A 21444-nucleotide genomic window follows, 5' to 3' on the forward strand; every position below is an offset into this window, starting at 1 on the left:
ACCTTGGCGTTGAAACGTGTATCTACGGGTTATTTCGACTGCCCCGGCAATACATCATTGGCAATCATTTCGCCAAAAGGCCCGGTCAGGTTGGTAATGCCGCGACCCGCCAGACTGGCATACGGTTCGGGCAGTAGCGGAAACACCAGTTCGGCGAAGCGGTAGGCTTCTTCCAGGTGCGGGTAGCCCGAGAAGATAAAGCTTTCGATGCCCAGGTCGGCGTATTCCTTGATGCGTGCTGCTACTTGTTGCGGATCACCTACCAGCGCCGTACCGGCCCCACCGCGCACCAGGCCGACACCGGCCCACAGGTTGGGCGAAATTTCCAGATTGTCGCGGCGCCCGTCGTGCAGCGCGGCCATGCGGCGCTGGCCTTCGGAGTCAAAGCGCGAGAAGGACTGTTGCGCCGCCGCGATGGTGTCGTCGCTGATGTGTTCGATCAGTGTGTCTGCGGCTTTCCAGGCTTGTTCTTCGGTCTCGCGCACGATCACGTGCAGGCGAATCCCGAAGCGCACGGTGCGCCCCAAACGGGCGGCGCGCTCACGGACATCGGCGATTTTTTCGGCCACAGCGGCTGGCGGCTCGCCCCAAGTCAGGTACACGTCCACCTGTTCGGCGGCCAGTGCATGGGCTGCTTCGGATGAGCCCCCAAAGTACAGCGGTGGGTAAGGCTTTTGCACCGGCGGGTACAAGGCCTTGGCGTTCTGTACGCGCAGGTGTTTGCCCTCGAAGTCCACCGATTCGCCTTGCAATACCCGGCGCCAGATTGTCAGAAACTCGTCAGTGACTTCGTAGCGTTCGCTGTGATCGAGGAAGCTGCCGTCGCCCCGGTTTTCATCCGGGTCACCGCCTGTCACCACATTGATCAGCACGCGCCCACCGGACAGTCGGTCCAGGGTGGCGGCCATGCGCGCCGAGACGGTTGGCGAAATAATCCCCGGACGAATCGCCACCAGATAGCGCAGGCGCTCAGTCAGCGGTACCAGCGCCGAGGCGATGACCCACGAGTCTTCGCACGAGCGCCCGGTAGGAATGAGCACGCCGTGGTAGCCCAGGTCATCCGCGGCCTGGGCAACTTGTTTGAGGTAGTTGAGCGTGACCGGGCGAGCGCCTTTGGTGGTGCCCAGATAGTGGCCGTCGCCGTGAGTGGGAAGGAACCAGAAGACATCCATGAAAGAAATCCTTAAGCGATTTTCAGCAAGTGGTTCGCAGGCGCGCCAAACAGCGGCGCGGCACGTTCTGCAGCAAGGCGGATGCGAGCCTTCAAGGGCTCACTGGTGATTTGGTAGTTGGCGAAATCGGCTTCGGTGGCATACACGCCAATCGGCAGGGTCAGCGCCTGGAAAAACCCGAACAGCGGGCGCAGTTGGTGTTCGAGCACCAGCGCATGCCGATCGCTGCCGCCGGTGGCGGCCAACAGCACCGGGGTGTCGATCAGGCCGTTAATGTCCACCAGATCGAACAGGTGCTTGAGCAGGCCAGGGTAGGAGCCGCGATACACAGGCGTGGCAATGATCAGCAGATCGGCATTTTCGATGGCCAGAATCTCGGCCTCGACCTCGGGGCTCAGTTCCTGGCGCGACAGTGCACCACCGAGCTGCCGGGCAATGGTGCCCAGTTCAATCAGGCGGCTTTGGACAGTGAGGCGGGTTTGCAGCTCATCAAGAATGGCCTTGGCCAAAACCAGAGTGCGCGAAGGGCTGTACGCCCCTCCCGAAACGACGACGACTTGCAGCGCGTTAGACATGTTCGATTCCTTGGTGAATGACGAGCAGAATGTGGACTGATACGCCTTGTCAGCAATCTCCGTACCAAAAGCCCAAGCCCCGTCAACACGGGGGCTCACATGGCCCCTACACGCCATGTGCTGTTGCTTGAGTGGTTAATTGCAGATTTGCTGTTTGATTTGCAACAGTTGCTAGGGTCTGTTCCCGTTTCATTGCAAGCCGCGTCGCTGGCTAAATTTGACACGCTACCCGAAGTGACGAAAGCCCACGTGGCGCAGGGCGGTGTTGCTCGAAGCTTATTGGGAGCAACCCAACTACACTTCTCGCGCCTTGCCCTGCACCACGCGGGCTTTCGTCGCGGCTGCAATGAAACGGGAACAGACCCTAGGTGTAAGGGCTTGCAATCGAAAACGGCCATGCTTGCAATCAGCGCACTTTCAGGTTCGGATTAATTGCGACTGAAGCGGCCCCCGTGCTCGTATTCGCTGCGACTGTGCTTGCATTCAACGCGGCGTGCTTGCAATCGATCTTCGTGTACTCACTTTATATGCGACTGACGGAGCGTCCATCAAACGCTGGTTTGGTGGACTCGGAGAATTGCTCGGGCACCCAGTACCTAATAGATCTGCTAGCTATACAGATCTGGCTAACAAGCAGATTCTTATGTGTCGATAACTATTTCCTTTGGGTAAGGCACATGAGCGCACCACGCAAATCCATTGCCAATCTCTATCTGTACGACCCGTTGAACCGTTTGACAGGCGCTGCTTCGGCCCAACGTTTTTATAACGGCACCCGTATCGCGACCGAGATTCAGAACAATAGAAAAATCTGTTTTTTCGAACACGAGGCTATGCCCCTGGCTGAGTTACACCTAGGAGGTGCTATCATTTTACTGGCCACGGATCAGCAAACATCGACACTGAATGGCGTTAGTGCTGAAATTAGCCAGCCGCAGAGCTACAGCCCTTATGGCCATCGTCCAACGACGAACGGATTACTTACTTTACTGTGCTTTAACGGGGAGCGGCCTGACTCAGCAACAGGGCATTATTTATTGGGTCAGGGTTACCGGGCATTTAATCCTGTCCTAATGCGCTTTAACAGCCCGGATAAGTTAAGTCCTTTTGATAAGGGGGGGATAAACTCGTACGCATATTGTGGGGGCGATCCAATCAACTATAAAGACCCAACAGGACACTCCCGTGGATTAGTCAATTTATTGAAAAAGTACAGGCCTCCTGCACGAATACCTCGTGTAGGAAAAATGAAAAATAAACCGGAAATCCCTTCTGATGGGTACGTGTTTGCTGCTTTTCATGGCACCTCACAGAGGCATGTTAAAAGCTTGAAAAAAGGCCTAAAACCAAGTTATGCAGGCTCTGAAAATGGTCAAACCGACGGCGCCGGATTTTATGCAACACCCGACTACAGCTTTGCCCATAGCTTTGCGAGGGAGGTCATTGTCGCGGAAAATAAAACATTGAAGAGGTCTATTATTTTTCCTTTTGAAAACTTCTCAAGAGATCCTGTTGTTCGCTCTACATCTACGACATTTCTACCTCACAAACCAGTGGTGCTTGGCGTATACGTCAAAGGGTATCATCTAAAAAAGCCCGGGAAAAATTTTAGTTTTGTAAGAGGTGAAGAAAATCCGTTAAAAAGCTCTGAATTGGTTTTCCCTATGGATATGTATGACGACATTATTATTAGGGATATTGATTTTCAAGAGGGTATCCCAGAACCTTGGGTAGCCAATTTAAATATAAGGAAAATTTAGGGGGTCTCTGAAAAGCCCATTTCTCGGTAAATTTAGGTCTGGGGGGCGGGTATTACCTGGACTTAAATTTTAGAGGTGGGCTTTTTCAGACCATCCTTAGGTTGTTATAGAACGACGTTGTCGCAAAAATCACGTGTCTGTAAGTAATTACAATCAACACAAATTTTTCATACTTTTAAGTTATATCGGCAATCCTGCTGCCAGCATCTTGTCGCGCAACTCAGCAGCTCGCGCCGGGTCAAGCATGTTGCTGAATAATTCTTTGGTTTCGGTGGGCTTGGCGTCGAACTGCTCTACCAGGTCCTTTATTCGGTACCCATGACGAGTGAGTGTCGGTTCCAGATCATCCAGTTGACGCGACAGCACCGACTCCACCGGCTCCGCCGAAACAGGTTTCTCGCCCGTCAGATAACCGGCCTCCAGAGACAGGCTCAAATGCAGTTGAATTTGCAACGGCGTGCGCAGTTTGGTGGCTAACAGATCGATCGCCTCTTCGGTCAAGATCGATTCAGCAGCCACTTTCCCCTCTGTACAGGTATCCAACAGCCAGTGAATGTATTCGCGCTGACTACCGGTAATACCATCGAGTGAAAAGATGTCAGTGCGATAACCAATTTCCATCAAGCGCTTAAGCCCTGTCAGGGTGTGTCCATTGAGGTCATGGGCTTCATCCACAAACAGGGCCACTGGGTGTTTGTTCTTCTTCACCAATTCACGTAGAGCCCCAAACAGATGAAACACCAGACGACCACCAATCGAGACCGTATCAATGCTTTCCTGCAAGCTACGCAGCCCAACACCTGCAGTGTCTAATTGCTCAACCAGTCGAATCAAATCCTTGAGCGAGCGCCCGAGCCGATCCAGGCGCCAAATTACTACAGTGTCGCCTTTACGTAGAGTCGTCAGCAAAGCGGTCAGGCCAACCCGTTCAGCCTTGGCACCGCTGCCAATGTCTTCAAACACGCGCTCGCAACCCGCTTTCTCCAATGCATCGCGTTGCAAATCGAGGAGTTGATCATCGGTTGAGACACGGGCATATCCAATCAACATAATTTCGTCCTGATATTCAATAGAAATTCAGTTTCGCTGGATATTGAAATATAGAAACAGTTATTGGACGCGAGCAATGCGGCTTCTCGGGTGAATTGGTGTCATCCAAGCTGACGTCCACCAAACCAGCGTTTGATGGACGCTCCGTCAGTCGCACATAAAGCGAGCACACGAAGATCGATTGCAAGCACTTACACCTAGGCGAACACTTGAGTGCTTGGAGGGGGCGACGCCGGACATAGATTCGGACACAAACAATGGCCATAAAAATCCCTTTTTGGCCTGCCTACCTCTGTGAGCCAGGCCATCGGTCGGCAAGAATCAAGTCAACTTCGCAACCACCAAAGAGTTGTCTTCCAGAGCCTTGCCCCTTTCGGGCTGCTGCCGTGTACAGAACATAACAACTATCGATCTCACGCCAAAGATGGGGAACTCAACCATGAGCACTATGAAACGCTTACTCGGCGCCACGGTATGTGGGTTGTCGCTCCTGGCCTGCGCGGTGCAGGCCGAGCAGCGCGAGCTGCGGGTGTACAACTGGGCGGACTACATCTTGCCATCGGTGCCCAAGGACTTTGCCAAGGACACCGGGATCAAAGTGACCTGGGATACGTTCGACACAAACGAATCGCTGGAAGCCAAGTTGCTGACCGGCAACTCGGGTTATGACCTGGTGGTGCCGTCCAACCAGTTCCTGGACACCCAGATCAAGGCTGGGGTGTTTCAGAAGCTGGACAAGTCCAAACTGCCCAACTGGCAACATCAGGACCCGGCCTTGCTCAAACTGTTGGAGACTAATGACCCTGGCAACCAGTATGCGGTGCCTTACATGGTCGGCACGGTGTTGATCGGTTTTAACCCGGCCAAGGTCAAGGCAGCGCTGGGTGAGAATGCTCCGGTGGACAGTTGGGACCTGGTGTTCAAGCCCGAGAACATGGAAAAGCTGAAAGCGTGCGGCGTGGCAATGCTCGATTCACCTTCGGAAATCTTGCCGCTGGCGTTGCATTACCTGGGGCTGGACCCTAACAGTCAGAACCCGGCCGACTATGAAAAAGCCAAAGAGCTGATGCTGAAGATTCGTCCTTACGTCACCTACTTCAACTCGGCCAAATACATGACCGATATTGCCAACGGCGATATTTGCGTGGCGATTGGTTACTCAGGCAGCTTCTACCAGTTTGGCAATCGGGCTAAGGAAGCGGGGAATGGCGTCGTGGTGGATTGGCGCTTGCCCAAAGAAGGCGCGCCGATCTGGTTTGATACCTTCGCTATCCCGAAAAGCGCGAAGAATGTCGAAGAAGCCCATGAGTTCTTGAACACGTTGCTGGAGCCGAAAGTCATCGCCTCGATCAGCGACTTCCTGGGTTACCCCAACGCCAACAAGGATTCAATGCCGCTGATAAACAAAGACATCACCGGCAACCCGAACCTGACGCCGACGCCTGAAGCCTTGAAATCGCTGTATGTGGTCCAGCCATTGCCACAGAAGCTTGAGCGTGTGCGTACCCGCACATGGACCAGCATCAAGTCGGATAAATAAACGCTTGCCTGGTAGCCGCTTCGCTCATCAGCGGCTACCAGGCGCAGGACAGCTTTATTGCTCGATCAGGACTTTCGGGTTGGAGTTGCCCCAGACGGTGTAGAGGTCCGCCAACAATGCGCCATTGATGTCCTCGACCTCGGCCTGGCTGATTTCAGCCTTGCCTTGTCGGCCGAACAGCACCACCTCATCGCCGCTTTTCACGTCGGGCGCATCGGTCACGTCCACCATCAGCGTATTCATCGAGACTTTGCCCACCACGGGTACACGGTGGCCGTTGATCAGCACAATGCCTTTGTTGGTAAACGCGCGGCGATAGCCGTCTGAGTAGCCAACGGTGATGTTGGCCAGTTTCGAGTCGCGGTCCAGCGTGTAGGTGCGGTCGTAACCCACGGTGTTGCCTTTGGGGTAGCTGTTGACCGACGCCACGTGGGATTTGAATTGCATCACGCGTTTGTAATCGGTGTGCGAAGGCACGGTGTCACCGAACAGCGCGCCGCCAGGACGGACCATGTCCAGGTGCGACTCCGGCACTTCCAGGGTAGCGAACGAGTTGGCGGCATGCAGGGTGATTTTGCTGCGGTCCAACTGGGCAACGTTCATCAGCCACTCAGCCTGCTCATTGAAAGCCTTGAGCCCGGCGCGCACGTCGTCGGCGTCTTCAACGGCGAAGTGGGTCATGATCGCCCGCACTTCCAGGTTCGCCACTTTGGTGATCGCGATTGCGTCGCGGCGACCTTGCGCGGTGTTCATTTCCACGCCGTTGCGGCTCATGCCACTGGAATTCAGGCCCAGATGCACCACCAGCGGGCGCCCGTGTTTTTCAGCAATCAGGCTGGCCTTGACCGCGAAATCAAGGTTGCCGACCAACTCTTCCATGTTGTAGGGCAGTGCCGCTTCCAGCTCGCTTAAGGCGGCGGTGCGCACGCGGATCAGTTGCCCTTTGTAGCCGCTCTCACGCACGACACGGGCTTCTTCGTTGCTGGCAACACCCACGCAAGGCACGCCGGTGGCGATGATCGAGGGCATCAGCAGGCCAATCCCGTGGCCGTAGGCGTCTGCCTTGAGCACGGCACAGATTTTCGATTTGCCGGCGAGGGTGTTTTTCAGGACCTGAATATTGTGTTCAAAGGCAGCTTTGTTGATTTCGACCCAGGCGTTGCTGTCTTGCGTGTTCACCTGTGCGACGCCATTGCTCAGCGTCAGGGGCGGGGCGGCGAATGCCGGGGTTTGCAGCAGTGTCATGCCCAAAGAGAGGGCGAGCAGGGTGCGAGTAAAGGGCATCATCCGAGTTTCCATACTTTATTTTTAGGGAAGGGGGGGGTAAAGCGCGGGCGATACTAGGATTGGCGTGCAGTAAAAGTCACTACACAGGCCGCGGATATGACCGAATGTGTCGTCATACAGCACGTGATTCTTTGGTAGATACAGCAGGGGACGCAAATATTGTGTTCGATTATCGGGCTCTGGCCATCTGCCCAATTGATATGCCGCAAGGCAGGCGCATACTCTTGCTGACGTGACACCTCCAATAATTAAAAAATGCTTGAGACCCTTGCCGATGGATAGCCGCCTGTTGAGTGAGCGCAGTAGCGTGTTCCGACACGCCGATCCACATGCCGTCTCCGACTATGTGAACCTGCATGTAGGGCAACACTGTATCGGCCTGTCGCGGACCACTCGACCCCAGGCCAGCCTCAATCACCGTAAGTTCGCCGAGCTTGATCTGTGCCGCATCAGCTACGGAGGCAGCGTGCGTGTGACCTCGCCAGCGCTGGAAAACATCTTTCACCTGCAAGTGCTGCTGCGTGGCAATTGCCTGTGGCGGGGCCCCACGCGCGAACACCATCTGGTGCCCGGCGAACTGCTGCTGATCAATCCGGATGATCCGGTTGACCTGACCTATTCCGAAGACTGCGAGAAATTCATCCTCAAACTGCCGATCAGCGTGCTTGAGTCGGTGTGTGATGAACAGCGCTGGAAACGCCCGGCCAGTGGTGTGCGCTTTTTGCGCAACCACTACCAACTCGACGAGCTGGAAGGGTTTCTCGGCTTGCTCGGCATGGTCTGCCAGGAGTCGGAAGCCAGTGACCCGTTGCTGCGGGTTCAGGAGCATTACACGCAGATCGTCGGCAGCAAACTGCTGACGCTGATGCACACCAACATAAGTCGCGAAAACCTGGCAGTGGGGGGGGGCGCCAACCTTGAACGCATCCTTGATTACATCGAGCGCAACCTGAAACAGCAATTGAGCGCCGAGCACCTGGCAACGCAGGCCTGCATGAGCCAGCGTTCGTTGTACGTGCTCTTCGAGCGCGAATTGGGTGTGACGCCGTTGCAGTACATCCGCCAGCGCAAACTGGCGCGCATCCACGCCTGCCTGAGTGACCCCAGTTGCACCGTGCGCAGCCTGACCGAATTGGCCCTCGATTACGGCTTTTTGCATTTGGGCCGGTTCTCTGACAGCTATCGCCAGCAATATGGCGAGCTCCCTTCCAGCACCCTCAAGCGCCGACACTAAGCCCTGCACCTTTAGCCGCTGCCGCAGGCTGCGCTGGGCGGCCCTGCGGCTGAATAAAAGAAAAGGTCCTGCGTCTCTGATCGCAGCCTGCGGCAGCGGCTAAACGGATGGGGTGATGTGTGTGCAGTAATCGGATAGCGATCTGCAGCAAACGGATAGTGCCTCGCCCCTCGATTCTCTACCTTGAACTGGCCTGAATAATAACAACGGAGGCCCTGGCCATGTCCCTGGGAATCGACTACTTGAATGCCATGCTTGAGGAAGACAAGGAGAAGGGCGTCCACCGCTGCAAGCGGGAGATGTTCACTGATCCGCGGCTTTTTGAGCTAGAAATGACGCATATTTTCGAGGGCAACTGGATCTACCTTGCCCACGAAAGCCAAATCCCCAATGTTAATGATTATCTGACCACCACCATGGGGCGCCAGCCGATTTTTATCGCGCGCAACAAGGCCGGTGAGTTGAATGCATTCCTCAATGCCTGCAGCCATCGCGGCGCCATGCTGTGCCGTCACAAAACTGGCAACCGTGCCAGCTACACCTGCCCGTTCCACGGCTGGACGTTCAACAACAGCGGCAAGTTGCTCAAGGTCAAGGACCCGAGCGAAGCCGGTTATCCTGCGGGCTTTAACTGCGAAGGGTCGCACGATCTGACCAAGGTCGCGCGTTTCGAGTCTTATCGTGGCTTTCTGTTTGGCAGCCTGAACCCCGACGTCAGCACGCTGGCCGAGCACTTGGGTGAGTCAGCCAAAATCATCGACATGATCGTCGACCAATCCGCCGATGGCCTGGAAGTGCTGCGCGGCTCCAGTTCGTACATCTACGAAGGCAATTGGAAACTCACCGCTGAAAACGGCGCCGACGGTTATCACGTCAGCTCCGTGCACTGGAACTACGCCGCCACCCAGAACCAGCGCACCCTGCGTGAGGCCGGTGGTGAAATAAAAACCATGAGCGCCGGTAGCTGGGCCAAAAGCGGCGGGGGTTTCTACTCCTTCGACAATGGTCACCTGCTGCTCTGGACCCGTTGGGCTAATCCACAAGACCGTCCTGCCTATGAGCGCCGCGATGAACTGGCCCGCGATTTCGGCAAGGCCCGGGCCGACTGGATGATCGAGAACTCGCGCAACCTGTGCCTGTACCCGAACGTGTACCTGATGGATCAGTTCAGTTCGCAAATCCGCATCGCCCGACCGATCTCGGTGAATAAAACCGAAATCACTATTTACTGTATCGCCCCTAAAGGTGAGAGCAGTGAGGCGCGCACCCAGCGGATTCGCCAGTACGAAGACTTCTTCAACGTCAGCGGCATGGCCACCCCGGATGATCTTGAAGAGTTCCGCTCCTGCCAGACCGGCTATGGTGCCGGGCGCGGCTGGAATGACATGTCGCGCGGGGCAACACACTGGGTTGAAGGCGCTGATGCGGCGGCCGAAGAAATCGACCTCAAACCGCTGTTGTCCGGGGTGCGTACCGAAGACGAAGGGCTGTTTGTGCTGCAACACAAATACTGGCAGGAGACCATGCTCAAGGCCGTTGCCAGTGAGTCGGCGCTCATTCCCGTGGAGGCCGTGTGATGAGCACTACCTACGAAATCGTGCGTGATTTTCTGTACCGCGAGGCGCGCTACCTGGATGACTCGCAATGGGACCTGTGGCTGGAACTGTACGCCGTCGACGCCAGTTTCTGGATGCCGTCCTGGGATGACAATGATGCGCTGACCGAGGATCCGCAAAGCGAAATTTCGCTGATCTGGTATGGCAACCGTGGCGGCCTTGAAGACCGTGTGTTCCGGATTAAAACCGAACGTTCCAGCGCGACCATGCCGGACACCCGTACCTCCCACAATCTGAGCAACATCGAGATCGTCGAAGAAGGCGACGGGCAGTGCCTGGTGCGTTTCAACTGGCACACCCTGAGCTTTCGCTACAAAACCACTGACAGTTACTTTGGCACCAGCTTTTACACCCTCGACCTGCGCGGCCCACAGCCGTTGATCAAGGCCAAGAAAGTGGTGCTCAAGAACGACTACGTGCGTCAGGTCATCGACATCTACCACATCTGATTAACCGGGTGCCGAGTGGTAGCGGGTGCCTGTGGGCGCCTGCGGCCCGGCACGCGCTGGAGACACACTATGAGCTTTCAGATTGCGCTCAACTTTGAAGACGGGGTCACCCGATTCATCGAGGCCAACGGCCAGGAAACCGTCGCTGATGCGGCCTATCGCCAGGGCATCAACATTCCGCTGGACTGCCGCGATGGCGCCTGCGGCACGTGCAAATGTTTCGCCGAAGCCGGTCGTTACGACCTTGGCGAAGAGTACATCGAAGACGCCTTGAGCGATGAAGAGGTCCAGCAGGGCTACGTGCTGACCTGCCAAATGCGCGCCGAAAGTGACTGTGTGCTGCGGGTGCCGGCCTCTTCGACGGTCTGCAAGACCCAGCAGTCCAGTTTCGAGGCCGTGATCAGCAACCTGCGCCAACTGTCCGAGAGCACCATCGCGTTGTCGATCAAGGGCGATTCGCTCGGCCGCCTGGCGTTTCTGCCGGGGCAGTACGTCAACCTGCAAGTGCCCGGCAGCGCGCAAACCCGGGCGTACTCTTTCAGTACCCTGCAAAAGGATGGCGAGGTCAGCTTTTTGATTCGCAACGTGCCGGGCGGGCTGATGAGCAGCTTTTTGACCGGCCTGGCCAAGACCGGTGACAGCATGACCCTGACCGGGCCGCTGGGCAGTTTTTACCTGCGCCAGATCCAGCGCCCGCTGTTGTTGCTGGCAGGCGGTACTGGCTTGGCACCGTTCACCGCGATGCTCGAGAAAATCGCCGAGCAGGGCAGCCCGCACCCGGTGCACCTGATCTACGGTGTGACCAACGATTTTGATCTGGTCGAGCTGGACCGCCTGCAGGCTTTGAGCGAACTGATCCCTAACTTCAGCTTCAGCGCTTGCGTGGCCAACCCGCAGAGCCAGCACCCGCTCAAGGGGTACGTGACCCAGCACATCGAACCGCGCCATTTGAACCAGGGCGATGTCGATGTGTACCTGTGTGGCCCGCCGCCGATGGTCGAGGCGGTCAGCCAGTACATCCGCGAGCAGGGCATCACCCCGGCCAATTTCTACTACGAGAAGTTCGCAGCCGCTGCGGCGTGATCTGTTCTTAATCGAGGTTGCCATGAACAACAGATTCGATAACAAAGTCGCGCTGGTCACAGGTGCTGCGCAAGGTATCGGCCGTCGCGTGTGCGAACGCCTGCTGGCCGAAGGTGCGCAGGTGATCGCCGTCGACCGCTCCGAGCTGGTTCACGAACTGCAAGGCCCCGGCGTGCTGACGCTGACCGCAGATCTTGAGCAGTACCCGGACTGCGCACGGGTGATGGCTGAGGGCGTCCAGGCCTTTGGCCGTCTGGATGTGCTGGTCAATAACGTCGGCGGCACGATCTGGGCCAAGCCGTTTGAGCACTATCAAGTCGACGAGATCGAAGCCGAAGTCCGGCGCTCGCTGTTCCCGACCTTGTGGTGCTGCCATGCAGCATTGCCGCACATGCTCAAACAGGGCAGCGGAGCGATTGTGAATGTGTCTTCAATCGCTACCCGAAGTATCAACCGCGTACCTTACGGGGCAGCCAAAGGCGGGGTGAATGCCTTGACCGCCTGCCTGGCATTCGAAAATGCCGAGCGGGGTATTCGGGTTAACGCCACCGCACCGGGAGGCACCGAAGCGCCGCCACGGCGCATCCCGCGCAACGCGAGCGAACAGAGCCCGGCGGAGAAGGCCTGGTATCAGCAGATCGTCGATCAGACCCTGGACAGCAGCCTGATGAAACGCTACGCGAGCATCGACGAGCAGGTCGGCGCGATCCTGTTTCTGGCCAGTGACGAGGCGTCCTATATCACTGGCGTGACATTGCCGGTGGGCGGCGGCGACCTCGGCTGATACCACCGCGTACTGGAGTGGCGCAGGCGGCGATCTTTTAAACGATCAACAACTCGCAGCCTGCGGCGACTCCTGCACAGACCTTGCAAAACTATGAGTCGAAATCTATGAGCCAAGCCCTGATTGAAAGCCTGACGACGATCATCGTCGACCTGCCGACCATTCGCCCGCACAAGCTGGCGATGCACACGATGCAAAAACAAACGCTGGTCATCGTGCGCCTGCGGTGCAGCGATGGCGTTGAAGGCATCGGCGAAGCCACCACCATTGGCGGCCTGGCCTATGGCTACGAGAGCCCCGAAAGCATCAAGGCCAATATCGACGCGCACCTGGCCCCGGTGCTGGTGGGCCTGCCCGCCGACAACATCAATGCGGCCATGCAGATCCTGGACAAGATCGCCAAGGGCAACACCTTCGCCAAATCCGGGATCGAAACCGCGCTGCTCGACGCGCAAGGTAAGCGCTTGGGCTTGCCGGTCAGCGAGTTGCTCGGTGGCCGGGTGCGCGACAGTCTGGAAGTGGCCTGGACGCTGGCCAGTGGCAACACCGCCCGCGACATTGCCGAAGCCGAGCAGATGCTCGACACGCGGCGTCATCGGATCTTTAAGTTGAAGATTGGTGCCAACCCGCTGGAGCACGATCTCAAACACGTGATCGCCATCAAAAAAGCCCTTGGTGAACGTGCCAGCGTGCGCGTCGACGTTAACCAGTATTGGGACGAGTCCCAGGCGATTCGGGGTTGCCAGGTGTTGGCTGACAACGGCATTGACCTGATCGAACAGCCGATTTCGCGGGTCAATCGTTCGGGGCAGGTGCGTCTCAACCTGCGCAGCCCGGCGCCGATCATGGCGGATGAGTCGATTGAGAGTGTCGAGGACGCGTTCAGCCTGGCGGCCGACGGTGCGGCCAGTGTGTTTGCCCTCAAGATCGCCAAAAACGGTGGGCCGCGCGCGGTGCTGCGAACGGCGCAAATTGCCGAAGCAGCGGGCATTGCGCTGTATGGCGGGACCATGCTCGAAGGTTCGGTGGGCACCCTGGCGTCGGCCCATGCGTTTCTCACGCTCAAGCAACTGACCTGGGGTACCGAGCTGTTCGGGCCGTTGCTGTTGACCGCAGACATCGTCATCGACGCGCCGGTGTATCGCGATTTTGAACTGCACATTCCGCGCACGCCGGGCCTTGGCCTGACGCTGGACGAAGAACGCCTGGCGCACTTTCGCCGCCCTGCGTGAAGCGTGTTGTCTGTGTGGGAGCGGGCGAGCCCGCTCCCACAGTTAGGCGCGTTCATACAGTTGTGTCTTGCTCTCTAAGGAGAACCCCATGCTCTTCCACGTAAAAATGACCGTGAACCTGCCACTCGACATGGACCCGGCCAAGGCCGCCCAGCTCAAGGCTGACGAGAAAGAACTGGCCCAGCGACTGCAACGCGAAGGCCAGTGGCGCCACCTGTGGCGCATTGCCGGGCACTACGCCAATTACAGCGTGTTCGATGTCGCCAGCGTCGAAGCCCTGCATGACCTGCTGCTGCAACTGCCGCTGTTCCCTTACATGCACATCGAAATTGACGGCCTGTGCCGCCACCCGTCTTCGATCCATTCAGACGACCGTTGAAGCCTGTTCGACACTGAAAAATCCGTTGCCTAAAAACAATATGAGGTGAGCAACATGACCGTGAAAATCTCCCACACCGACGCGATCCAGGCCTTCTTCAAAGAAGCCGCCGGCTTCGGTAACGACAACGGCAACCCGCGCCTGAAAAACATCATCCTTCGGGTACTGCAAGACAGCGCCAAACTGATAGAAGACCTCGACATCAGCGAAGACGAGTTCTGGAAGGCGGTGGACTACCTCAACCGACTGGGCGGGCGCTCGGAAGCTGGCTTGCTGGTAGCCGGGCTGGGCATTGAACACTTTCTTGACCTGCTGCAAGACGTCAAGGACGAACAGGCCGGGTTGACCGGCGGCACGCCCCGGACCATTGAAGGCCCGTTGTACGTGGCCGGTGCTCCGATTTTTGAGGGTGAGGCGCGTATGGATGACGGCAGCGAGGACGGCGTCGGCACAGTGTTGTTCCTTGAGGGCCAAGTGCTCGATGCCGACGGCCAACCGGTGCCCGGCGCCACGGTTGACCTGTGGCAGGCCAATACCAAGGGCACATACTCGTTCTTTGATTCGAGCCAGTCGGAGTACAACCTGCGCCGCCGGATCATCACCGACGCCGACGGTCGCTACCGGGCTCGCAGCATCGTGCCGTCGGGCTATGGCTGCGATCCGCAGGGCCCGACCCAAGAATGCCTCGACCAGCTCGGCCGCCACGGCCAACGCCCGGCGCATGTGCACTTCTTTATCTCGGCGCCGGGGCAGCGGCACCTCACCACCCAGATCAACCTGTCCGGGGAGAAATACCTGTGGGACGATTTCGCCTATGCCACCCGTGATGGGCTGGTGGGCGAGGTGGTGTTTCGCGAGGACGGCGCCCGTGGCGTGCCGGGCCGTTATGCCGAAATGACTTTCAACTTCCAGCTGCAGAAGGCGCTCGATCCTGCCGCCGAACAGCGCAGCCATCGCCCGCGGGCGTTGCAAGACTGATTACGCGCGATGGGGGGCAGTTCGACAAGGATGATTGCAGGTAGCTGCCTCTGCCTGTAATCAGATCCACGCTGGCGCGCAAGGATGCACGCTGTAGAAATGACGCAGTGCCTTGAGGTCAGTATTGAACTGAGTGTGCAGCCAGTTTTTAAAGTGGTTGTGCACTGCATGTTCTCCATGCGGCCACGCGAGGCAGTCGGTAATGGCCTGAGCGGCTTGCATGCCGCACATGAGTGCTTTGAGCACACCGTGCGACGACGCAGGGTCCAATACCGCGGCGGCGTCACCGACGAGCACGTAACCGGGTCCCATTGGCGCCGCGGACAGCCGCCAGGACACTGCTGCGCCGCGTACCGGACCAACAGGCGTTAAATGCTTGAGGGGATCGGGCGGTTCAGCAATCAGGTTGCTGTTTGTGTGCCAGCTCAACGTTGTCCAGTGGAGCTGGTTAGTGTCGACGCGTGCGATCCATTGCCAACCGTCTTGGGTCGCGAGAAGTCGTGGTGCGTCATGAACAAGCTCCCACTCGCCCTGGCAGTAGCCATAGCGAGCAATGAGTCTGGGAGAAAATTCCAGCCACTGCATGGGCAATTGCCGTCTGAGCCATCCGTGACGCCCCGAAGCATCGACGACATAAGTGGCGGTAAGTCTGTGTGACATTAGGTTTACGCCGGTGATTGTGTTGCCTTTACACATCGCCGTTGGATGTTGACAGGGCTGCATGATCTGCACACCCAAGGCTCGCGCTCGACCCAGGAGAAGAGCATCGAAGGCTGCTCGTTGGATTTGGAAGCCCCGCCAGGGGCCAGCAGCATCCTCACCAAACTTGATCAAGCGCGGTGCTGCATCCCAATGCACCCAGTGCCCTTCATGCCGTAGACAAGGTAGCTCGGTCAACTCCCCCTGCATCCCCAATTGTTCAAGCAGCGGCTCAATGGCTGGATGAAGGGTTTCGCCGGGTCTGTGTCGGGGGAACGTAGCCCTTTCCAGCAGTGCCACTTGCATGCCTCGTTGGGCGCAGGCGATCGCTGTTGCACAGCCGGCCGGGCCAGCCCCCACCACAACCACGTCATAGTGATTCATCAAGTAAACGCCACGTCGTGTCATCTTGCTTGATGAGTAATGCATTTGGGCTGACGTACAGCTGCACTCGCGTTTCAATGGCCACATAACGACGCTTGAAATCTTCTGCGGGTGTGCTGATGGTGCCGTGCTGGTAGAGGAAAAAAAACATGACATCGCCCTCTAGCACATGCCCTGCTTGTTGCTGAGCAGTTTCCAGGTTTTCGTCTGGCAGTGACACATAGAAGAAGGACAGCACGGGCCAACGCTTTTGCTCCGGTTTATCGGCTGCTCCGACAGCCTTATAAACGCGATACATGGCCATGACACGAGAGTGGTACTGCTCAGTATTGATTTGCCCAGTTATTGCAGATGACAGTTGCCCGTTTAATGCAGCCCTCGTGTAATCGCTGTACTCGTAGGCTTGGTACTGAACAACTTGATCACCGTTCCAATCAACCAGCACGGGGCCTGTCAGACCGTCCCATGAAGGTTCGCCTGTCAGACCAATCTCTGCGTCTGTTAAGGGAATGACGGTTGAGGCGGCGGTACGCGGTTCAAATGTGCGGGTTGAGTCGGGTGCCACGCCCGGCCAGTAGGAGCCTAATGCTGCGCAAATCCGGGCATCCTCCGTAAACGGGCTGGCTAGCATGTAACCGTTCAATACGTTGGCAAAAGGTTTATCGACCAACCCCCTGCCAACCTCCCAGCCGGGCCCGAAGACGCCACTGGCAAAGTCGGGTAAACAGGACTGGCGTTGAGCCAGGGCTGTTTCAGCACCGGCTAAAATCGTATGAGAGGTTGGTTTATCAAGCGCCAGGGAGACAATCGCAGTCGCGCTACGATCCTCATCAGCAAAGTAATCGCCCTTCAGGGTTGGGTTGATTGGGAAGCGAACATCCGACAATGGATTGACCCGTGTATGCCATACCTCGGGGCAGGGCGGCGTCGGGCAAGGGAATACCTGCGGATCATTTGACCATTCTTTGAGTTCGCGTTGCCCGCACAGGGGGAAGAAGTCGGGCGCTCCTATAATCGAATAGGCCGCGACGCTATCCTTGTCCAGGCCATAAGATTCCAGTTCTGGACAGCGTGCGCGCACCCAGCCGTCCGCCATTGCATCCTGATAGTGCAGGGTGCGATAACCGCCTTGCTTGACGATCGCATCAACACCTTCAACGTTATTCAGGTCTTCGACCGTGCCATCATCCGCGATCCTATGGCGCCCGTGGATCAGCCCTCCAGTGCCCGCAGGCAGCGTGAACGACAAGGGATGCCCCTGGTAATAGGCCAGTTCAACCAACCGTTCTTTATCATCCGGGACGAGAAGTCCTGCACCAAAGTCCGTTGGTTCGGCCCAATGACAAAGGCCTTGGGTAATGACAAAGGGGGCATTCGAAATGTCGGGCTCCTGCCAACCCGTACCGCTGTACATCTTATGCACTTGCCGGATCTTCTCATTGATCTGGTAGTTGTCCAGATGCACCGTCAAGTCCAAGCCCTGCAAGCATTCTTTGCCGTTGAATAACTTGTGTAAAGGCACCCAAAAATCCAGGTCTGTGTCACTGGGAAATTGAAAGTTCATGGGGCCGAAACGTTCGCTATCGCCTTTTTTCTGCATGGCGATGTAGGCGCCATAACGAGCAGGAATCACCCGCATCTGTTGCGGCGCATCCTCGACAAAGGGCAGAAACCCGCGCTTTGGCGCATCATACAAGGCTGGGGCGGTGCCTATTCGAGCCACCCCAGTGCGGGAAAAGCAAAGGTCTGCCTGGCATCTATGCACGGTTTCAGGGCGGGGACGGTATTCGTAGGCGAAGGCTACGATGGCCAAAGGCGCTGTTCCTGCGTACGCCCTTAACATCGCCACGCTGGGTGGATTGGCGCCGTAAACGAAATTCAGCAATTGCTCAATTTCAACGGCGCTAGGGAAGGCCGTCAGTGGGGTTCCATCGGCAGTGGCGGTGACATTGGGTGAGGCCAAGGCGTGATACAGCAAGCTTTCGGCAGGTCTGCCTGCTTCGATACCCCGAACTCCAGAGGGCGAGAAGTCTTCAAATCCGTTTGTCGTTCTATCAACAGACAAGGGTTTGGTCAGTTCATGGTGCAGGTCGGCCGCTGTAATGTCCAAGCCATGCTGGAGCAGCAGAGAGTGCCAGCCGTGGGGTGCCAAGCGAGAGCAGGTGAGTTGTACGTCGCTAATCAAAGTCATCGTGCTGGCCTCAGTCTTGCCTGAACTTAAGCGCACAGAACCTCTTTTGAATCGATAGCCCTGCTGATCGCATTTTGTTGCGCTATTTCTTCATTTAAGCCGGATCAGCGTATTGCGCAATCTTGTTTTGTTTCTGAGGGTTTGGCGCCGACTCAACTCATTGAACGAGGGCCACCGCGTAAGTCTTGATACGCTGCCAGTGTCTTTAACGGCTGGACTCAACCCTTGAGTACGGCTTTAAGCAGCGGGTCGTTCAAATACGCCACGTTGAGCCGGGTCCAGGGGTTGATGCGCGATTGCTCGGGCGAAAAAATATGCCCCGGCGCGATCATGAAGCCTTTGGGCAGCAACTGACGGGTCAACGTTTTGGCATCGTCGATATGCGCAAAGCGCGCCCACAGATACAGGCTCTGTTCCGGGCGACAAAACACCTCGGCGCCGATCTCGTCGAGCATTTGCAAACCGGTCGCGGTGGCGACTTTGAGGCGTTCTTGCAGGCGGATCAAATGGCGCAGGAAATGCCCTTCCATCAGGATCACATCCACCGTTCGCTCACAGTACTCGGATGAACTGGTGTGCAGCAGCATCTTCAAGTCCCCCAGTTCATCGATGACATCCTTGCTGCCCGCGATAAAACCGACCCGCAATGCCGCTGACACTGACTTTGAAAAGCTGCCTACATACAGTGAACGTTGCAGTTGATCGAGCGCTGAGACCTTGATCGCCGACGCCGGTTTAAAGTCGGCCAGTGCGTCGTCATCGACCAGAATAAAGTTATGCACCTGCGCTAACTGCACCAGTCGATGGGCCTTGCCGGGCGAGATATCGGAGCCGGTCGGGTTATGGCCCACGGACTGGATAAAGAACAATTTAGGCTTATGGGTTCGCAGGTGTTGCTCCAGTACCGCCATGTCGGGTCCATCCGCCAGGCGCGGCACAGACAGCATCCGAGCGCCCTGCAATTGCAGCTTGCCGAATAGCGGGTAGTAACCGGGGTCTTCAACCAGAACTGCATCGCCATGGGCAATGAAGCGTCGGATGATCAGGTCCAGAGCGTGGTTGGCACCGTGGGTGGTGACGATTTGCCGGGGGCTGGCGGTGATCGAATAGCTCGCCAGTTTTTGCACCAGGTGCTGACGCAGGCTGGCATTGCCCAGCCGGTTGCCGTAGCGAAACAGTGTGTTGACCCCCGTGCGCATGATCTGTCGGGTGAACTTGTCGAGGCGCAAGTCCATCAACCATTCCACCGGCGGGAAACCTTCGCCGAGCGGTGAATGCCCCGGTTCGCGAACGAACTGCTGGCGCATCAGCCATAGAGTATCCATGGCCCGGGCATAGGGCAGGGGTTCATCCGGCTCGTTGTGGCTGGGGGCACCCTGACGCACGAAAAACCCCTGCCCGTGACGGGCTTCAACCAGCCCCTGTGACGCCAGCGCTTCGTAAGCGTTGATGACGGTATTTTTGGAGTGGCCAAACAGGCGCATACACTCACGTAGCGACGGCAAGCGATCGCCAGTCCGGTAGGTGCCGTTGCCGATCTGTTCGACCAGAGACGCGGTCAGTTGCTGGGCGAGAGTCAGACGCGCCATGGTCTGCAATCCTTGAGAAAGTGAGTGAGGGTACAGATTGGGTACTGTTTGTGCGAACTGTACCTTTTATGCGGGCACAGAGCGATTTAGGGTGGCGACACAGACAACAATAACGATCACAGGATTTCGCCATGAGCATTGATTCGCGCCTTCCCATGTTTCGCAGCATGTCGCCTGCCGAGCGTTTGGGGCACTTGCAGGACCTTCTTGAGCTGTCTGGCGATGACATCAGCCTGCTGGCTAAGCCAGGCGCGCTCGCGCTGGAGATTGCCGACGGCATGATCGAGAACGTGATTGGCACCTTCGAATTGCCGTATGCGGTGGCAAGCAACTTCCAGATCAATGGCCGTGATGTGATTGTGCCGATGGTGGTCGAAGAGCCCTCGGTGGTAGCGGCCGCCTCCTTTATGGCCAAGCTGGCGCGCGAGGCCGGCGGCTTCCAGACCTCCAGCTCGCTGCCGCTGATGCGCGCCCAGGTGCAGATCGTCGACGTCGAAGACCCCTTCAACGCCCGCTTGAGCCTGCTGCGCCGCAAAGACGACATCATTGAACTGGCGAACCGCAAGGACCAACTGCTCAATTCGCTGGGCGGTGGTTGCCGGGATATCGAAGTCCATACCTTTGCCCAAAGCCCGCGCGGGCCAATGCTGGTGGCGCACCTGATCGTCGATGTGCGCGATGCCATGGGTGCCAATACCGTCAACACCATGGCTGAAGCCGTTGCGCCGCTGATGGAAGAAATCACGGGCGGTAAAGTCCGCCTGCGAATTCTCTCCAACCTGGCTGACCTGCGTCTGGCGCGCGCGCAGATCCGCATTGCGCCCGAGTTACTGACCACCACCACGTACCAGGGCGAGGAGGTCATTGAGGGTATTCTCGATGCCTACAACTTTGCCGTGGTCGACCCGTATCGCGCCGCCACCCATAACAAAGGGATCATGAATGGCATCGACCCGCTGATCGTCGCCACCGGCAACGACTGGCGCGCCGTCGAGGCGGGCGCCCATGCCTATGCGTGTCGTAACGGCCATTACGGCTCCCTGACCACCTGGGAGAAGGACGGCAAGGGCAACCTGGTGGGGACGCTGGAAATGCCAATGCCCGTCGGGTTGGTCGGCGGCGCCACCAAGACCCATCCGCTGGCACAACTGTCGCTGCGCATTCTGGGGGTCAAGACGGCTCAGGAACTGGCCGAAATTGCCGTGGCGGTCGGTCTGGCGCAAAACCTCGGCGCGCTGCGGGCGTTGTCCACCGAAGGTATCCAGCGCGGGCACATGGCCTTGCATGCGCGCAACATCGCTCTGTCGGCTGGCGCCCGGGGTGAAGAACTCAATTGGCTGGTCAAACAGATGGTCGAAGCCCACGATGTGCGCGCCGATCATGCCGCGGCACTGCTCAAGCAAAAGCGGGGTCAGTGATGGCCATTGTGCAGGCTGATGCGG

The 21444-nt window shown here is 57.5% G+C and carries 18 protein-coding genes and 1 pseudogene; 12 read left to right on the forward strand and 7 right to left on the reverse strand.

What is annotated here, in order from left to right; genetic code table 11:
• Positions 1 to 29: 29 nt before the first annotated feature.
• Positions 30 to 1172, reverse strand: a complete 1143-nt coding sequence (ssuD, locus tag ACIQYF_RS13675; protein ID WP_402862303.1) for an FMNH2-dependent alkanesulfonate monooxygenase — start codon at positions 1170 to 1172, stop codon at positions 30 to 32.
• An 11-nt stretch (positions 1173 to 1183) separates the two neighbouring features.
• Positions 1184 to 1747: an FMN reductase gene (gene msuE, locus ACIQYF_RS13680; RefSeq protein WP_402862306.1), complete on the reverse strand. Its 564-nt coding sequence runs from the start codon at positions 1745 to 1747 to the stop codon at positions 1184 to 1186.
• A gap of 99 nt (positions 1748 to 1846) precedes the next feature.
• Here msuE and ACIQYF_RS13685 point away from each other — a divergent pair, with 99 nt between their 5' ends.
• A complete protein-coding gene (locus tag ACIQYF_RS13685) occupies positions 1847 to 2179 on the forward strand; it encodes a hypothetical protein (protein WP_402862309.1) in 333 nt (110 codons plus the stop codon).
• A gap of 245 nt (positions 2180 to 2424) precedes the next feature.
• Positions 2425 to 3507, forward strand: a complete 1083-nt coding sequence (locus ACIQYF_RS13690; RefSeq protein ID WP_402862312.1) for an RHS repeat-associated core domain-containing protein — start codon at positions 2425 to 2427, stop codon at positions 3505 to 3507.
• A gap of 711 nt (positions 3508 to 4218) precedes the next feature.
• Here ACIQYF_RS13690 and ACIQYF_RS13695 read toward each other — a convergent pair.
• Positions 4219 to 4557, reverse strand: a pseudogene (locus ACIQYF_RS13695) (recombinase family protein); the annotation flags it as partial.
• A 439-nt stretch (positions 4558 to 4996) separates the two neighbouring features.
• On the opposite strand from ACIQYF_RS13695, the gene ACIQYF_RS13700 reads away from it, so the two are divergent.
• A complete protein-coding gene (locus ACIQYF_RS13700) occupies positions 4997 to 6097 on the forward strand; it encodes a polyamine ABC transporter substrate-binding protein (protein ID WP_402862315.1) in 1101 nt (366 codons plus the stop codon).
• Between the two features lie 54 nt (positions 6098 to 6151).
• Here ACIQYF_RS13700 and alr read toward each other — a convergent pair whose 3' ends face one another.
• Positions 6152 to 7381, reverse strand: a complete 1230-nt coding sequence (gene alr / locus ACIQYF_RS13705; protein ID WP_402862590.1) for an alanine racemase — start codon at positions 7379 to 7381, stop codon at positions 6152 to 6154.
• Positions 7382 to 7658: 277 nt separating this feature from the next.
• Here alr and ACIQYF_RS13710 point away from each other — a divergent pair, with 277 nt between their 5' ends.
• The 8 genes from ACIQYF_RS13710 (at position 7659) to catA (ending at position 15139) form a co-directional block, all read left to right on the forward strand.
• Positions 7659 to 8618, forward strand: a complete 960-nt coding sequence (locus tag ACIQYF_RS13710; RefSeq protein WP_402862318.1) for an AraC family transcriptional regulator — start codon at positions 7659 to 7661, stop codon at positions 8616 to 8618.
• A 221-nt stretch (positions 8619 to 8839) separates the two neighbouring features.
• The gene (gene benA / locus ACIQYF_RS13715; protein ID WP_402862321.1) at positions 8840 to 10195 is read left to right on the forward strand and encodes a benzoate 1,2-dioxygenase large subunit; all 1356 of its coding nucleotides are present in this window, start codon (positions 8840 to 8842) and stop codon (positions 10193 to 10195) included.
• The gene (gene benB, locus ACIQYF_RS13720; protein ID WP_402862324.1) at positions 10195 to 10683 is read left to right on the forward strand and encodes a benzoate 1,2-dioxygenase small subunit; all 489 of its coding nucleotides are present in this window, start codon (positions 10195 to 10197) and stop codon (positions 10681 to 10683) included. Before benA ends, benB begins: the two co-directional genes overlap by 1 nt.
• A gap of 69 nt (positions 10684 to 10752) precedes the next feature.
• Complete coding sequence (gene benC, locus ACIQYF_RS13725; RefSeq protein WP_402862327.1) at positions 10753 to 11766, forward strand: benzoate 1,2-dioxygenase electron transfer component BenC; 1014 nt, start codon at positions 10753 to 10755, stop codon at positions 11764 to 11766.
• Between the two features lie 22 nt (positions 11767 to 11788).
• On the forward strand, positions 11789 to 12550 hold the full coding sequence (locus tag ACIQYF_RS13730; RefSeq protein WP_402862330.1) for a 1,6-dihydroxycyclohexa-2,4-diene-1-carboxylate dehydrogenase: 762 nt from the start codon (positions 11789 to 11791) through the stop codon (positions 12548 to 12550).
• Positions 12551 to 12657: 107 nt separating this feature from the next.
• Positions 12658 to 13782 carry a muconate cycloisomerase family protein gene (locus ACIQYF_RS13735; RefSeq protein WP_402862333.1) on the forward strand — a complete coding sequence of 375 codons (1125 nt, stop codon included), beginning with the start codon at positions 12658 to 12660 and terminating at the stop codon, positions 13780 to 13782.
• An 88-nt stretch (positions 13783 to 13870) separates the two neighbouring features.
• Positions 13871 to 14161, forward strand: a complete 291-nt coding sequence (gene catC / locus ACIQYF_RS13740) for a muconolactone Delta-isomerase (RefSeq protein WP_402862336.1) — start codon at positions 13871 to 13873, stop codon at positions 14159 to 14161.
• A 54-nt stretch (positions 14162 to 14215) separates the two neighbouring features.
• Positions 14216 to 15139, forward strand: a complete 924-nt coding sequence (gene catA, locus ACIQYF_RS13745) for a catechol 1,2-dioxygenase (protein ID WP_402862339.1) — start codon at positions 14216 to 14218, stop codon at positions 15137 to 15139.
• Between the two features lie 60 nt (positions 15140 to 15199).
• Here the strand turns inward: catA and ACIQYF_RS13750 are convergent, their stop codons facing one another.
• The 3 genes from ACIQYF_RS13750 to ACIQYF_RS13760 all read right to left on the reverse strand — a co-directional run bounded on the left by ACIQYF_RS13750 (position 15200) and on the right by ACIQYF_RS13760 (position 20002).
• Complete coding sequence (locus tag ACIQYF_RS13750; protein WP_402862342.1) at positions 15200 to 16309, reverse strand: FAD-dependent oxidoreductase; 1110 nt, start codon at positions 16307 to 16309, stop codon at positions 15200 to 15202.
• Positions 16209 to 18413 carry a hypothetical protein gene (locus tag ACIQYF_RS13755; RefSeq protein ID WP_402862345.1) on the reverse strand — a complete coding sequence of 735 codons (2205 nt, stop codon included), beginning with the start codon at positions 18411 to 18413 and terminating at the stop codon, positions 16209 to 16211. The genes ACIQYF_RS13750 and ACIQYF_RS13755 overlap by 101 nt, the downstream gene beginning before the upstream one ends.
• 218 nt (positions 18414 to 18631) lie before the next feature.
• Complete coding sequence (locus tag ACIQYF_RS13760; protein ID WP_402862348.1) at positions 18632 to 20002, reverse strand: PLP-dependent aminotransferase family protein; 1371 nt, start codon at positions 20000 to 20002, stop codon at positions 18632 to 18634.
• Positions 20003 to 20133: 131 nt separating this feature from the next.
• Between ACIQYF_RS13760 and ACIQYF_RS13765 the strand changes: the two genes are divergently transcribed.
• Positions 20134 to 21420, forward strand: coding sequence for a hydroxymethylglutaryl-CoA reductase, degradative (locus ACIQYF_RS13765; protein WP_402862351.1), 1287 nt, complete (start codon positions 20134 to 20136; stop codon positions 21418 to 21420).
• The last annotated feature ends 24 nt before the right edge of the window (positions 21421 to 21444 follow it).

Source organism: Pseudomonas sp. NPDC096917, assembly GCF_044762555.1.
Lineage (GTDB): Bacteria > Pseudomonadota > Gammaproteobacteria > Pseudomonadales > Pseudomonadaceae > Aquipseudomonas.